The organism is Arthrobacter sp. 05N429 (assembly GCF_056397045.1).
In genome coordinates this window covers 13,855-27,840 of record NZ_JBFTMQ010000019.1, presented here as the reverse complement: position 1 = coordinate 27,840, position 13,986 = coordinate 13,855, and the positions used below count along the sequence as shown (strand labels likewise).

13 protein-coding genes and 1 rRNA gene are annotated in these 13,986 nt (G+C 67.4%); 12 read left to right on the top strand and 2 right to left on the bottom strand.

What is annotated here, in order from left to right:
* The 3 genes from rrf to AC1DF4_RS18795 form a co-directional block, all read left to right on the top strand.
* A 5S ribosomal RNA gene (gene rrf, locus AC1DF4_RS18805) occupies positions 1-91 on the top strand; the annotation flags it as partial.
* 660 nt (positions 92-751) lie between these two features.
* Positions 752-2,431 carry a hypothetical protein gene (locus AC1DF4_RS18800; protein ID WP_476914294.1) on the top strand — a complete coding sequence of 560 codons (1,680 nt, stop codon included), beginning with the start codon at positions 752-754 and terminating at the stop codon, positions 2,429-2,431.
* Positions 2,432-2,735: 304 nt separating this feature from the next.
* Positions 2,736-3,050: a hypothetical protein gene (locus AC1DF4_RS18795; RefSeq protein ID WP_476914293.1), complete on the top strand. Its 315-nt coding sequence runs from the start codon at positions 2,736-2,738 to the stop codon at positions 3,048-3,050.
* A gap of 76 nt (positions 3,051-3,126) precedes the next feature.
* Here the strand turns inward: AC1DF4_RS18795 and AC1DF4_RS18790 are convergent, their stop codons facing one another.
* Positions 3,127-4,158, bottom strand: coding sequence for a hypothetical protein (locus AC1DF4_RS18790; RefSeq protein ID WP_476914292.1), 1,032 nt, complete (start codon positions 4,156-4,158; stop codon positions 3,127-3,129).
* Here AC1DF4_RS18790 and AC1DF4_RS18785 point away from each other — a divergent pair.
* The 9 genes from AC1DF4_RS18785 to xerD all read left to right on the top strand — a co-directional run bounded on the left by AC1DF4_RS18785 (position 4,147) and on the right by xerD (position 13,589).
* On the top strand, positions 4,147-5,067 hold the full coding sequence (locus AC1DF4_RS18785; protein WP_476914291.1) for a hypothetical protein: 921 nt from the start codon (positions 4,147-4,149) through the stop codon (positions 5,065-5,067). The two genes, AC1DF4_RS18790 and AC1DF4_RS18785, sit on opposite strands and share 12 nt — an antisense overlap.
* Before the next feature lie 6 nt (positions 5,068-5,073).
* Positions 5,074-6,063 carry an HAD-IIA family hydrolase gene (locus AC1DF4_RS18780; RefSeq protein ID WP_476914290.1) on the top strand — a complete coding sequence of 330 codons (990 nt, stop codon included), beginning with the start codon at positions 5,074-5,076 and terminating at the stop codon, positions 6,061-6,063.
* 27 nt (positions 6,064-6,090) lie between these two features.
* A complete protein-coding gene (locus AC1DF4_RS18775; RefSeq protein WP_476914289.1) occupies positions 6,091-6,375 on the top strand; it encodes a hypothetical protein in 285 nt (94 codons plus the stop codon).
* Positions 6,362-7,174, top strand: coding sequence for a TlyA family RNA methyltransferase (locus AC1DF4_RS18770; protein WP_476914288.1), 813 nt, complete (start codon positions 6,362-6,364; stop codon positions 7,172-7,174). The genes AC1DF4_RS18775 and AC1DF4_RS18770 overlap by 14 nt, the downstream gene beginning before the upstream one ends.
* Positions 7,175-7,196: 22 nt before the next feature.
* Positions 7,197-8,237, top strand: a complete 1,041-nt coding sequence (locus AC1DF4_RS18765; RefSeq protein ID WP_476914287.1) for an NAD kinase — start codon at positions 7,197-7,199, stop codon at positions 8,235-8,237.
* Positions 8,238-8,240: 3 nt separating this feature from the next.
* Positions 8,241-9,977, top strand: a complete 1,737-nt coding sequence (gene recN, locus AC1DF4_RS18760; RefSeq protein WP_476914286.1) for a DNA repair protein RecN — start codon at positions 8,241-8,243, stop codon at positions 9,975-9,977.
* 94 nt (positions 9,978-10,071) lie between these two features.
* A complete protein-coding gene (locus AC1DF4_RS18755) occupies positions 10,072-11,835 on the top strand; it encodes a CTP synthase (protein WP_476914285.1) in 1,764 nt (587 codons plus the stop codon).
* A 27-nt stretch (positions 11,836-11,862) separates the two neighbouring features.
* Complete coding sequence (locus tag AC1DF4_RS18750) at positions 11,863-12,525, top strand: NUDIX domain-containing protein (RefSeq protein WP_476914284.1); 663 nt, start codon at positions 11,863-11,865, stop codon at positions 12,523-12,525.
* Positions 12,525-13,589, top strand: a complete 1,065-nt coding sequence (xerD, locus tag AC1DF4_RS18745) for a site-specific tyrosine recombinase XerD (protein WP_476914283.1) — start codon at positions 12,525-12,527, stop codon at positions 13,587-13,589. The genes AC1DF4_RS18750 and xerD overlap by 1 nt, the downstream gene beginning before the upstream one ends.
* 72 nt (positions 13,590-13,661) lie before the next feature.
* Here xerD and AC1DF4_RS18740 read toward each other — a convergent pair whose 3' ends face one another.
* Complete coding sequence (locus AC1DF4_RS18740) at positions 13,662-13,847, bottom strand: hypothetical protein (RefSeq protein ID WP_476914282.1); 186 nt, start codon at positions 13,845-13,847, stop codon at positions 13,662-13,664.
* Positions 13,848-13,986 lie beyond the last annotated feature (139 nt).

Here is a 13,986-nt window from a genome sequence, read left to right as displayed (position 1 = left end):
GCCCGGTCCCATTCCGAACCCGGAAGCTAAGACCCACAGCGCCGATGGTACTGCACCCGGGAGGGTGTGGGAGAGTAGGTCACCGCCGGAACATCATTACACGGTCGAGAGCCCCAACCACCAGGTTGGGGCTCTCCCGCATTTAACCCCACACACCACAACAAGGACTCTCCCGCACCACCGGTGGCCTACACCCGCACCCTCCCGCACGACCGGGGGCATACAGCCGAACCCTCCCGCACATCCGGGAGGTTTTTGTTCAACGCTCTCGCACCTGCAGCTTACGGCTGTTGGCGGGCGCCCTCACCGAAAAAGCCGGACAGCAACAATCCGGGAACAAAAGATCAATTCGGCCTAATGTGCAGGGAGGGGATGTACGGGTGGGGTAGCTTTGGGAATGGAAATCGAGAGCTGGTTTTGTCGGGCCAGGACCCGTCCCCCAGCGCGATGCCAGAGTTTATTCTTTCAGCTCGTGATTTTGGGGGATTCATTGATCAGCAAATCCGTTAGGCGCATATGCGCCTCCGCCGCCCTGGTGGCTGTACTGGCGGCCGGCGCCATAGCCCCCGCCGCTGCAACCAATAGCTCACCTGCGCCGAGCCCCACCATTACTGGCCAGACTCCGCAACCGACGTCGAGTCCCAGTAATACCGCCACTCCTGATGCGACTGAGGCGCCGCTGCCGGTACCTACTTCGACGTCTCCTGGCGTCACGACGCCAGCGACGTTGCCGCCCGCGCCGACCCCGAGCGTGGAGCCCACGGTCGCTACACCGACGGCCCCCGCGAAGGACATCAACGCGGCGATGGTGCCGGCCGGTGTCACCGCGATCGACGAAAAGTGGACATCTTTGGGCGGGGCCGCAGGTGCCTACGGTCCGGCGCTGTCCCCGGCGGTGTGCGAGTTGGCCGGGGATGGCTGCAAGCGCGATTTCACCAACGGATCCATCTATTGGACTGCTACTACCGGCGCCGTTCCCGTATGGAACGGTGCAATCGGTGGTCAGTGGAAGAGGCTCGGCTCCGAGGGTTCCTGGCTGAAGTACCCGGTTTCGGCCGAGCGTTGTGGCCTGGCGGGCGACGGTTGCGCTCAAGATTTCCAGTCGGGCACGGTCTATTGGTCTCCACGGACCGGCGCGTTCCCCACCGGCGGTGGCATCGGCCAGCGCTGGAACCAAGTAGGCGGAGTTTCGAGCCGACTTGGCTACCCGGCAGGTCTGCTTGTCTGCGGACTGGCCCAAGGTGGTTGCGTGCAGCCATTTGAGCGCGGGGCCATTGGCTGGACCGCCGCTTCAGGCGCCTGGGACGTGGGCGGGGGAATCGGCCTTCGCTGGGTGGAGCTCAAGGCGCAGGATGGCGGTTTGGGCTACCCGTCCAGCCCGGAAATCTGCGGTTTGGCTGCTTCCGGCTGTTTCCAAAATTTCACGCTCGGAACGATGATGTGGTCGCCGGCAACGGGTGCACAGCCCACCTGGGGTGCCATTCGGACACGTTGGGCGGAGTACGGCTACGAGAACAGCTGGATGGGCTATCCAACAGGTCGGGAAACCTGCGGGCTCCCGGGCAACGGCTGCTCACAGGAATTCCAACGGGCCACCTTCTTCTGGTCGCCGGCGACTGGTGCACAGCCCACCGGCGGAGCAATTCGTGGTGACTTCAACCAGCGTGGCAGCGGCGCCGGAGCGCTGGGCTACCCGAGTTCCCCCGAATACTGCAGCGCCTCCGGTTGCCGCCAGTATTTTCAGTGGGGTTGGCTTGATTGGGAGCCCTCCGGTTGGGTGATGTTCCATTTGAACCCGGTCGGTTATTGCGAGGCTCTCAACCGCGGCGGAGTGAAATATGGGACAGCGGGAGCCCAACGGGTTTCCTTCGCGATCGCAGAGCGCTACGCCACTACCCCCGTCAGCTTCGCTACCTGCCTTAAAGGTGCCGGCGGCTACAACCTTGAGTGGAACGTGCCGGGTTATGCCGGCGAGAGCGGCTTCGCGTGGGCAGGGATAGCCACCGGGCCTACGATCAACAAGTTCTCCCCGACGGGATCGTTCACAGTGACGGAGGCCTTCGGTCTTGGGAACCCCGGCACGGCACTGAACTACATCTCGCTCAACTCCTACTCGCGTTGGGGTGGCCGGCTCAACAGCAACTACAACAAGTACTTTGAGTCCAGTGCGGACGTTTTCCCCGATGAAAACATGTGGTACTACGCTACCCGTCCTTCACACGACTACCGACAGGGTGTAGTGATCAACTACAACCGGCCGCCGGACTCTCCCATTGTCATGAATGCTGGTTTCGCCATTTTCCTCCACGCCAACCGGGTTCCGACCTGGGGCTGCATTTCACTGTTGGAGAGCGACGTCACCCGGTTCATCAGGTCCGCTGTGCCGGGCGACCGAATAGTAATGGGAGTGGGTGGAGATGTCTTCCGCTAACCGCCGCTGGGTGGGCGGCCTTCGGGCTGTCGCCGCCTTTGGAATGATCGCCGGCGGCCTGGTTGCCTGCACGGCGACCGCGCCGCCAGCACCGCCGTCGATATCAACTGACACTCCTGGGGTACCCGCGTCAGCCTCGCCGGGGAGGACCGCTCCGTCCCTCGTTCCCACAGAGGCGACCCGGGCCTGTGCTGTCCTCGACGCGGCCGCGCTCAAAGATGCCCTGGGAGCTGTCGGCGCCTCGATGAAGGCGCCTGAGCCGTCAGGCATAAGACTGGACGGTGGATTCGAGAAGGATACCTGTGTGTATCCGCTGGACGCGGACGGCGTGACGACGAACGCCGTCGTTATGGAAGTCATTTGGGCCCCTACGGGCACGAAGAGGCCGTCCCTGGACGATTTGGCACCAGCTCCGGAACCGGAAACGGTCGAAGGGCTCGGCTCCAAGGCGCTGTATTCGATGGTCCGGCTGTCTGGATCGAGTGAGTACAGTCTCAGTGTGGAAGGATCGCAGGGCGTGTACAGGCTGCTTGTCGCCCGTCCCAACAGCGCAGACAGCTGGGACCGGTCGGAAGGCCGGGATGTCCTCGAGCGGATAATGAGCAACGCCAAACTCTGACGGTCTGTACTGCAATACAATGGTTGGGACTTGAAGAGAGCGCACGGTTGAAACTGCGGATCGAGTCGTTCAAAGACTATTGAGAAGAGTGGTGCGGCTGTGAGGATAGTTCGGCTCCCTCGGACAGGAATCCAGCATGGCTGAGCACAACGACGGAAATCGCGGCGGAAGCGATCGCGGCAACTTTGGCGGCGGACGAAATTCGGGCGGCGGCGGATTCCGTGGCACCAACAACTCCGGCGGCGACCCTCGAGGGTACCGTGCCCGCGATGACCGCGGCACTGGGGGATCCCGGGACTCCTCCAGCGATCGGGATCGTAAGCCCTACGGTGACCGACCCGCGCGTGAAGGTGACCGTAAGCCGTACAGCGGTGGTGGCGACCGGGATCGCAAGCCTTATGGTGACCGTGGCCCGCGTGAGGGTGGCGGGGAGCGTCGCAGCTTTGGTGCCGGTGGTACCAGTGATCGTAAGCCGTACAGCGGTGGCGGCGACCGTGACCGTAAGCCTTATGGTGACCGTGGCCCGCGTGAGGGTGGCGGGGAGCGTCGCAGCTTTGGTGCCGGTGGCACGAGCGATCGTAAGCCGTACAGCGGTGGCGGCGACCGTGACCGCAAGCCTTATGGTGACCGTGGCCCGCGTGAGGGTGGCGGGGAGCGTCGCAGCTTTGGTGCCGGTGGCACGAGCGATCGTAAGCCGTACAGCGGTGGCGGCGACCGTGACCGCAAGCCTTATGGTGACCGCGCTCCGCGGGAGGGTGACCGTAAGCCCTTCGGCGGCGACCGTGACCGCAAGCCCTACAGCGGTGGCGACAACCGTAAGCCTTTCGGCAGCCGTGATGACCGTCCGGCGCGCAGCTTTGACCGTGATGACAGTCCGGCCCGGGGCTTTAACCGCGGAGACTCCGGCCCCCGCCAGTTCGGCCGCGACAGGGCAGAGGACCGCCCTGTCCGCGTTCCCAACGCCAGGGATCTGCGCAGCGCCAACCGTCCCGACCGCGAGCGTTCTCCGCAGATCGACGACGACGTCACGGGCAAGGAACTGGACCGCGCCACGCAGCACCAGATCAAGACGCTCGAGGACAACAGCGCCGAATGGGTGGCCCGCCACCTCGTGATGGCCGGGCGCCTGATCGACGACGAACCCGAGCTCGCCTTCCAGCACGCCCTCGCGGCCAGCCGCCGCGGTGGCCGCCTCGCCGCCGTCCGCGAAGCCGTGGGCCTCACCGCCTACGCTGCCGGCCACTACGGTGAAGCCCTCCGCGAGTTCCGCACCTACCGGCGGATCAGCGGTTCCAACATGCACCTGCCCGTCATGGCAGACTGCGAACGCGGACTCGGCCGGCCCGACCGCGCCCTGGAGATGGCACGGTCCGAGGAAGCCAAGGACCTCGACGCCCCCGGCAAGGCGGAACTTGCGATCGTGGCCGCCGGTGCCCGCACCGATTTGGGCCAGCTCGACGCTGCAGTCTCCGAACTGGAAATCGTCCAGCTGGACATCAACCGGGCGTTCTCCTACAGCCCGCGCCTCTTCCGCGCCTACGCCGACGCCCTGGCCGCGGTTGGCCGCGCAACTGAGGCCGAGAAATGGCAGCGCCAGGCCGTCGTAGCCGAAAACGCACTCGGCCTCGACATCTCGGAGGACCCCGACATCATCGACCTCGGCTGGGACGAGGAAGAGGAAGCCCGCGAGGAAGCACAGCAGCGCCGGCTCGTCGCCGAGCAGACTGCCCAGCGGTCCGCTGCGGCGGACCCGGAGCAGACGCCCCGTGCTGCCAGCGCCGAGGCTGTGGCCGGGCTCCCGGAAACGAATGAATCTGCTGCGAACACCCAGGACGCAGGATCCGACGACGCCGAATCCGACTTCTGGGAGTCTGACGACGCCGAGTCCGATGAGGACTCCGTCGAACCTGACGCCCTGGACCGCTCCGAGGTCCTCGCCGGCGACGATTCCGGCGAGACCAGCCACGACGAGTTCCACGACGCCGACTCCCGCGACCAGCAACGCTCCGAGGGCTGACCGGGCATGGCCGCACCGGAGTTGATCTCGACCTTCGACGCCCTCCTCGCTGATCTCGACGGGGTCGTTTACGCAGGCCCGCACGCCATACCCGGCGCCGTGGAATCCCTGCGCCGGCTCGCCGGGATCGGCGTCGGCCTCGGCTACGTCACGAACAACGCCTCCCGGACACCCGCGCAGGTGGCACAGCACCTGCGCGAGCTGGGCGCCCCAGCGGAGGACCACCAGGTGGTCAGCTCCTCGCAGGCTGCGGGCGAGCTGCTGGCTTCGCTGCTGCCGGCCGGTGCCCGCGTGCTGATCACCGGCGGGGCCTCCCTGGCGCAGGAGATCGAACTCGCCGGGCTGGTTCCGGTCCGCAGCGAGTCGGAGCGGCCCGTCGCCGTCGTGCAGGGCTTCCATCCGGACCTCGGGTGGAAAGACCTGGCGGAAGCTGCCTACGTCATCGCCGGCGGCGCCCTGTGGGTGGCCACCAACACGGACATGTCCATTCCCCAGGCCCGGGGGATTGCCCCCGGCAACGGGACTTTGGTTGCTGCCGTGGCGGCCGCCACCGGGCAGCGTCCACTGGTCGCGGGGAAGCCGGAGGCGCCGTTGTTCCAAGCTGCCGCAAAACGCCTTGCTGCCGACCGGCCGCTCGTCGTCGGCGACCGTCTGGACACCGACATCCTCGGCGGCAACAACGCCGGCTTCGCCACGGTCGCCGTGCTGACCGGCGTCGACACGCGGGAATCGATCCTGGCCGCCCGCACGCTGGAACGGCCCGACTATCTCATCAACGACCTCACGGACCTCTACCGCCCGTACCCGGTGTTGGAGTCCGACGGCGGGCAGCACCGGTGTGGCGCGGCCTCCGCCGTCGTCGACGGGCAGACGGTACGGGTCACCGGCGATCCGGGCGACCTCGATGCCTGGCGGGCCGCGTGTTCAGCCTGGTGGGCAGCCAACCCCGAGACCGCAGCCGCCCTGGCACCGGTCCTCGAATGGCTGGATCACTAGACAGGTTTGATTACTAGACTGGGGACCATGACCGAGCCGAACCACGTCACCGAACAGGATCCCAACACGGGAGAAGCCCAGGTCACGCGGCCGGCGGCTCCGGCCGCGCCAGCCCCGCCGGAGCCCGCCGAAGCCGCCGGCTCCCGGGATCCCGCCGTCGACGCCCTGCTGGACCGCCTCACCGAGCTGCGGGACTTGCCGGTGGCCCAGCACGGGGAGGTCTACGCAGGACTGCACGACGACCTGCTGGCCGCGCTGAACGAATCCGTCACCACCACTTCACCAGGAGACTCCGCGAATGAGCAGGCTTGACCAGGCCCTCGTGAGCCGCGGGCTGGCGAGGTCGCGCACCCATGCCGCCCGCCTCATCGCCGAAGGCAAAGTCAGCGCCAACGGGGAAGTGCTGGCCAAGGCATCCCTCCAGGTCGGCGACGACACGAGCCTCGACGTGGCCGCCTCCAGCGAGGACAACTACGTCAGCCGCGCCGGGCACAAGCTGGCCGGTGCGCTGGACGCTTTTCCCGCCGTCAAGGTCGCCGGCAAACGGTGCCTCGACGCCGGAGCCTCCACCGGCGGTTTCACCGACGTGCTGCTGCGCCGCGGCGCGGACCATGTCGTTGCCGTCGACGTCGGGCATGACCAGCTGGTCCCCGCGATCCGCAACGACCCCCGGGTTTCCGTCCACGAAGGCCTCAACGTCCGCTACATGGCCCCGGCAGAGATCGGCGGCCCCGTGGCGTTGACGGTGGCGGACCTGTCCTTCATCTCCCTCACCCTCGTGCTGGCACCCCTGGCGGCCTGCACAGAACCGGGCGGGGACCTCGTCCTGATGGTCAAGCCGCAGTTCGAGATCGGCAAGGACCGGCTGGGCCGCACCGGCGTCGTCACATCCGAGCGGGAGCGCCGCCTCGCCGTGGGCAAAGTGGCCGCGGCGGCCATGGATACCGGGCTGGAACTGAAAGGCCTCGCCAGCAGCCCGCTGCCAGGCCAGGACGGAAACGTCGAGTACTTCCTGTGGATAAGACGCGGGATTGGAACAGACCTGCCTAAGATCGAAGAGCGGGACGCAGCCGTTGCTGCGTTACTCGGATCAATCTGGCCCAAGAACTAGAAGCACCAGAAGGCGGAACCCGATGAGCAGGCGCGTCCTCATCCTTGCCCACACAGGCCGCGAGGAGTCCCTCAAGGCTGCCTGGGAAGCGTGCGCCCGGCTCCACGACGCCGGCATCGTTCCCGTGATGCTCAAAACAGAGCTCGGCGACATGGTCCGCTTCTTCGGACGCCTCGACCAGCCTGTCGAGATCCTCCATGACCACGTGATGCTGCCCGACGTCGAACTCGTCATGGTGCTCGGCGGCGACGGCACCATCCTCCGTGCAGCGGAGCTGGTGCGCGAGGTCGACGTGCCGCTGCTCGGCGTCAACCTCGGCCACGTCGGCTTCCTGGCCGAGAGCGAGAGGGCGGACCTCGCCCAGACCGTCGAATGGATCGCGAGCCGCGACTACACGGTGGAAGAGCGGATGACCATCGACGTCCAGGTCTGGGTCCGCGGGCAAAAGATCTGGCACACCTGGGCCCTCAACGAGGCCGCGATCGAAAAGGGCAACCGGGAACGGATGCTCGAGGTGGTCACCGAAGTCGACGAGCGCCCCCTCACCTCCTTCGGCTGCGACGGCGTTGTCCTGGCCACGCCCACCGGCTCCACCGCCTACGCCTTTTCGGCCGGGGGACCGGTGGTGTGGCCCGAGGTCGAGGCGCTGCTGATCGTGCCGATCAGCGCCCACGCGCTCTTCGCCAAGCCGCTGGTGGTCTCGCCCCGGTCCCGGCTCGCGGTGGAAATCCTGAACCGCACCAATGCCCAGGGCGTGCTGTGGTGCGACGGCCGGCGATCGGTGGACCTCCCGCCCGGGGCGCGCGTGGAAGTAACCCGCTCCGCCACGCCCGTGCGGCTCGCCCGCACACAGCAGACGCCCTTCTCCGGCCGCCTGGTCCGCAAATTCGAACTGCCCATCCAGGGATGGCGCGGACCCATGCCGCAGGCCGCCACCATCCACACGGGACCAGTCCCGATCATCCGCACACCACGGCCGATGCCCCCGCTTCCCACGCCGCCGCAGGCCGGACCACCGCACTCAGGGCCAGGCGAGACCACCGATCCATCGACTGCGAAGTGACCCATGCTTGAAGAACTGAGAATCCGCGACCTGGGCGTCATTACCGACGCCACGCTGCCCCTCGGCCCCGGCCTGAGCGTCGTGACCGGTGAAACAGGTGCCGGCAAGACCATGGTGGTGACCGCCGTCGGGCTGCTGCTCGGGGCACGGTCCGACGCCGGCGCCGTCCGCAGCGGTGCTAAAAGCGCCTCCGCCGAGGCCACCGTGAAGCTCGACGCCGGCCACCCCGCCGTGGCGCGAGCCCGTGAGGCCGGAGCAGAGGTCGAGGAGTTCGACGGCGGCGCCGAACTGCTGCTCGCCCGCAGCGTCGGCGCGGACGGACGCAGCCGCGCCTACCTCGGCGGACGCGCCGCGCCGGTGGGAGTGCTCGGGGAGATCGGCGAAACCCTCGTGGTGGTCCACGGCCAGTCCGAACAGATCCGGCTCAAGAGCCCGGTGGCGCAGCGCGGTGCCCTCGACAAATTCGCGGGGGAGACCCTCGCCGCAACCCTTGGCAGCTACCAGGAGCTCCACGCCCACTGGAAGTCCAGCCAGGCCGAGCTCGATGAGCTCCGCAGCGCCGCCCGGGAGCGCCTCCGCGAGGCCGAATCCCTCGAGGTTGCCCTGGCAGAAATCGACGCCGTCGACCCGCAGCCGGGGGAGGACGAGTCGCTCAAGGCCGAGGCGGTCAAGCTCGCCAACGTCGAGGAACTCCGGATCGCGGCCAGCACCGCGCACCAGGCGCTCATCGCGGAGGACTTCGGCGAAGGCAGCGACGCCACGGCTCTGGTCGACGCCGCCAAACGCACCCTTGAGCACGTCGCCGAACACGACGAGAAACTCGGCTCCGCGGCCGCCCGGCTGGCCGAGGTGGGCTTCCTGCTCAACGACATCGCCACCGAACTCGCCAGCTACCAGGCCGCCCTGGACACCGAGGGCCCGGAACGGCTCGCCGAGATCGAGGACCGCCGCGCCGCCCTCGCGAAGCTGGTGCGCAAGTACGCTCCGAGCATCGACGAAGTGCTGGTGTGGGCTGAGGAGGCCCGGAAGCGGTTCCTGGAGCTGCAGGACGACTCCACCCGGATCGAGGCGCTGGATGCCGACGTCACCCGCGCCGAGGCTGAGCTGGTCAAACAGGCCGCCGCCATCAGCAAGCTGCGGAAGAAGGCAGCCAAGGAGCTCTCCGCCCGCGTCAGCGCCGAACTCAAGGCCCTGGCGATGGCGGACGCCACCCTGGTGATCAACGTCGAGTCCGGCGGCCCGCCTGGCCCGTACGGCGCGGACGAGATTTCCTTCCTGCTCCAGCCGCACTCCGGCGCCCCCGCCCGCCCGCTGGGCAAGGGCGCTTCCGGCGGTGAACTGTCCCGCGTGATGCTCGCCATCGAAGTGGTGCTCGCCGCCGTCGACCCGGTCCCCACCTTCGTGTTTGACGAGGTCGACGCCGGCGTGGGCGGCCGCGCCGCCGTCGAGATCGGCCGCCGGCTGGCAATGCTCGCCCGGCACGTCCAGGTGCTCGTGGTGACGCACCTGCCGCAGGTGGCGGCGTTCGCCGACCAGCACATCCGGGTTACCAAGACCTCTGTGCGCGGCGCCGACGGGGCCACTGCCACCGGCTTCACCTCCAGTGACGTCCAGCTCCTCGATGCCGCGGAGCGTGTCCGGGAGCTGGCCCGCATGCTCGCCGGCCAGGAAGACTCCGAATCCGCCCAGGCCCACGCCCAGGAACTGCTGGACGACGCCAGGCTCCTGCCGCAGGCATGACCGCCCCGGGCTGAACACACCACCGGCGGCGGGACGCTGCCGGGATGACAATCACAGCGGCTTGCCGCGAACAGACCCCTTGAAGGACGAATTGATGATAGGCTCGAACTCCGTGGTGCAGCGATCAAATTCCCGTGTAAATTCCCGGTTTCCGGACTCGTCCAAGACGACCAAACACATCTTCGTCACCGGTGGTGTGGCGTCCTCGCTCGGTAAGGGACTGACGGCTTCGAGCCTCGGTCACCTCCTGCGGGCACGCGGCTTGTCTGTAACAATGCAAAAGCTCGATCCCTATCTGAATGTGGATCCGGGCACGATGAACCCCTTCCAGCACGGCGAAGTCTTCGTCACTGACGACGGCGCCGAAACGGACCTCGACATCGGCCACTACGAGCGCTTCCTCGATGAGAACCTCGAAGGCTCGGCCAACGTCACGACCGGCCAGGTCTACTCCACCGTGATCGCCAAGGAACGCCGCGGCGAATACCTCGGCGACACCGTCCAGGTCATCCCGCACATCACCGATGAGATCAAGCGGCGCATGCGGCTTCCCGCCGAGGGCAAGCACGCCCCCGACGTGATCATCACCGAGATCGGCGGCACCGTCGGCGACATCGAGTCGCAGCCGTTCCTCGAATCCGCCCGCCAGGTCCGCCAGGACATCGGCCGCGGCAACGTGTTCTTCCTCCACGTCTCCCTCGTGCCGTACATCGGCCCGTCGCAGGAACTGAAGACCAAGCCGACGCAGCACTCCGTTGCCGCGCTGCGTTCCATCGGCATCCAGCCCGAGGCGATCGTGATCCGTTCGGACCGCGAAGTGCCCCAGGCCATGCGCGACAAGATCGGCCGCATGTGCGACGTCGACATCGACGCGGTCATCGGCTGCCCGGATGCCCCAAGCATCTACGACATCCCGAAGACCCTGCACTCCCAGGGACTGGATTCCTACATCGTCCGCGCCCTGGACCTGCCATTCAAGGACGTGGACTGGACCAGCTGGGACAGGCTCCTGGACGCGGTCCACAACCCCAAGCACGAGGTTGAGATCGCCCTGGTCGGCAAGTACATCGACCTGCCGGACGCCTACCTGTCCGTGACTGAGGCGCTGCGTGCCGGCGGCTTCGCCAATGACACCAAGGTCAAGATCCGCTGGGTCCCCTCGGATGAATGCGACACCCACGAAGGCGCCGTCAAGTCCCTGGAGGGGGTCGACGCGATCTGTGTTCCCGGCGGCTTCGGCATCCGCGGACTCGAAGGCAAGCTCGGCGCGCTGAAGTACGCCCGCGAAAGCAGGCTTCCTGTCCTGGGTCTCTGCCTGGGCCTGCAGTGCATGGTGATCGAGTACGCCCGCAACGTGGTCGGCCTCGAAGGCGCCTCCTCCTCCGAATTCGAGCCGGACTCCAAGTACCCGGTCATCGCCACCATGGAAGAGCAGCTGGACTTCGTGGACGGCAAGGGCGACCTGGGCGGCACCATGCGCCTGGGCCTGTACGAGGCCAAGCTGGACGAAGGGTCCGTGGTCGCAGAGACCTACGGCACCACGAAGGTCAGCGAACGGCACCGCCACCGCTACGAGGTCAACAACAAGTACCGCGACCAGATTGCAGCCCAGGGACTGGTGTTCTCCGGAACGTCGCCCGACGGCAAGCTCGTGGAGTACGTCGAACTTCCCCGCGAAGTCCACCCGTACTACGTGGCCACGCAGGCACACCCGGAGCTCAGCTCACGCCCGACCCGGCCGCACGCGCTGTTCTCGGGCCTGGTGAAGGCCGCACTGGAGCACCAGCACGGGGCAGGCGAGCCCGCTGCCGCCGCTGCCAAGCCGGCGGCCAAGCCTTCCCCGGCAGCGTCGAAGTAACACCCAACTGAATCAAAGGACGGCGCGATGCCCGGTAACCCTGAAACCCCCAATGCTGCACGGCAGGTTTCGGACGAACCGAGCCCGCGCCGTCTTTTGTCTTCCCGGACGGTCTACGAAGGCCGGATCTGGGATGTGGTCAGTGACAGTTTCCAGCTCAACGACGACGGCGATCCGCTCGTCCGTGACTACATCGACCACCCCGGTGCGGTGGCAGTCCTGCCGATGAACGACGACGGCGAAGTGCTGCTGATCAAGCAGTACCGGCACCCTGTCGGCATGGACCTGTGGGAGATTCCGGCCGGACTCCTCGATGTTGAAGGCGAGGATTTCGTGGTTGGCGCGGCCCGCGAGCTGGCCGAGGAAGCCGACCTCGTCGCCGGCCAGTGGAACGTGCTGGCCGATTTCTTCAATTCCCCGGGGTCCTCCAGCGAAGCCATCCGCATCTATCTCGCCAGGGGCCTGAGCGACGTGCCCGGCCACGAACTCCACGTCCGTACCGACGAGGAAGCCGAAATCGAGTTGCACTGGATTCCGCTCGATGACGCAGTAGCAGCCGTGCTGGAGGGGCGCCTGCACAACCCGTCCGCCGTCGTCGGGATCCTCGCCGCCGCGGCCGCCCGGGACGGCAACTTCCAGGGCCTCCGCCCGGGCGACGCGCCGTGGCCCGCCCACCCCAGCCAGCGCTGATGGCGGAACCGCTGACTGTGGAGCCGCCGGCTCCTGCGCACCTGCAGGCCACGGCTTCTTCTGCGGCCGCCAAGCCGGCGCGCGCGACCACCCGCACGCAGCCCCCGGCGCGGCCGCTGACAGCAATTGACCGCGCCATCACGGACTACCTGCAGCACATGGGGGTGGAACGCGGACTGGCGGCAAATACCCTCTCCGCGTACCGGCGGGACCTGGCCCGTTACGCCGGGCACCTGGCCCGGACCGGCCGCCAGCGCCCGGCCGAGATCACCCGGCATGACGTCACCGGTTTCGTCCAGGCGCTCTCCGACGGGTCCGACGGCGGATCGGCCCTGGGCATCCGGTCGGCGGCCCGGACGGTGGTGGCTGTCCGCGGACTCCACAAGTTCTGGGCCCTCGAAGGTGTCACTCTCACCGACCCCGCCAGCGACGTCCACCCGCCCATGCCCGGCAAACGCCTGCCCAAGGCCATCAGCGTCGACGAGGTGACGAGGATCCTGGAGGCGGCAGGAACAGACACGGCCACGGGGCTGCGCGACCGGGCGCTGCTGGAGTTCCTGTATTCCACTGGCGCCCGCATCAGCGAGGCAGTGGGCCTCGACGTCGACGACATCTCCCTGCAGACGCCCGCAGCGGCGGAGGAGCCCGGCCCGGCAATTGTCCGGCTTTTCGGCAAGGGTTCCAAGGAACGGCTGGTGCCGCTCGGTTCGTTCGGCGCCCGCGCCCTCGACGCCTACCTAGTCCGGGGCCGGCCGCTGCTGGCGGCAAAGGGCAAAGGGACCCCGGCGCTGTTCCTGAACGCGCGCGGCGGACGGATCAGCCGGCAGAGCGCCTGGACGATCCTGAAGACCGCCGCCGAGAAAGCCAACATCACCAAGGACGTCTCGCCGCACACCTTGAGGCACTCCTTTGCCACGCACCTGCTCGAGGGCGGGGCGGACGTCCGGGTGGTGCAGGAACTGCTGGGCCATGCCTCCGTGACCACCACACAGGTGTACACCCTGGTCACCGCGGACACCCTGCGGGAGATCTATGCCGCCGCGCATCCGAGGGCGCTGGGCTAAAGCCACCGTCTCGCCACTTGGCGGGTCTGAGCGAACGCCAACCTGTGCTGCTGAGTCACGGGCCGCTACAGGTCAGGGCTGGCGGGGTGCGACAACGATCTGGACCTCGTCTTCGTAGAGAACGGTTCCTGGATCGTCGGAGTGCAGCTCCTGGTATTCGACGCCGTGGCGCCGTAAGAGGTCCGTATAGAAGTCCAGATCTTCGAGAAGGTGCTTTGCTGTGCTCTTGAACCACGACTGAGCTGTCGGGTTGTTCATCCGTCGCCCCATGCGCATGCCCGTTGGAGAAGATGATTTCTGGGGCGTCCTGTGGGCCGCTGCCACTGCGGACTTAACCGCCGACGCGGTGCTCCCAATGACGGTCAGGGGCCCCGCACGAGAGGCAATGGCCCGAATG

Excerpts from the sequence above, each read along its gene's own strand:
- AC1DF4_RS18770 (WP_476914288.1), top strand. The coding sequence starts at position 6,362 with ATGAGCAGGCTTGACCAGGCCCTCGTGAGCCGCGGGCTGGCGAGGTCG.
- AC1DF4_RS18765 (WP_476914287.1), top strand. The coding sequence starts at position 7,197 with ATGAGCAGGCGCGTCCTCATCCTTGCCCACACAGGCCGCGAGGAGTCC.
- AC1DF4_RS18755 (WP_476914285.1), top strand. The coding sequence starts at position 10,072 with ATGATAGGCTCGAACTCCGTGGTGCAGCGATCAAATTCCCGTGTAAAT.
- AC1DF4_RS18775 (WP_476914289.1), top strand. The coding sequence starts at position 6,091 with ATGACCGAGCCGAACCACGTCACCGAACAGGATCCCAACACGGGAGAA.
- xerD (WP_476914283.1), top strand. The coding sequence starts at position 12,525 with ATGGCGGAACCGCTGACTGTGGAGCCGCCGGCTCCTGCGCACCTGCAG.
- AC1DF4_RS18780 (WP_476914290.1), top strand. The coding sequence starts at position 5,074 with ATGGCCGCACCGGAGTTGATCTCGACCTTCGACGCCCTCCTCGCTGAT.
- recN (WP_476914286.1), top strand. The coding sequence starts at position 8,241 with ATGCTTGAAGAACTGAGAATCCGCGACCTGGGCGTCATTACCGACGCC.
- AC1DF4_RS18750 (WP_476914284.1), top strand. The coding sequence starts at position 11,863 with ATGCCCGGTAACCCTGAAACCCCCAATGCTGCACGGCAGGTTTCGGAC.
- AC1DF4_RS18740 (WP_476914282.1), bottom strand. The coding sequence starts at position 13,847 with ATGAACAACCCGACAGCTCAGTCGTGGTTCAAGAGCACAGCAAAGCAC.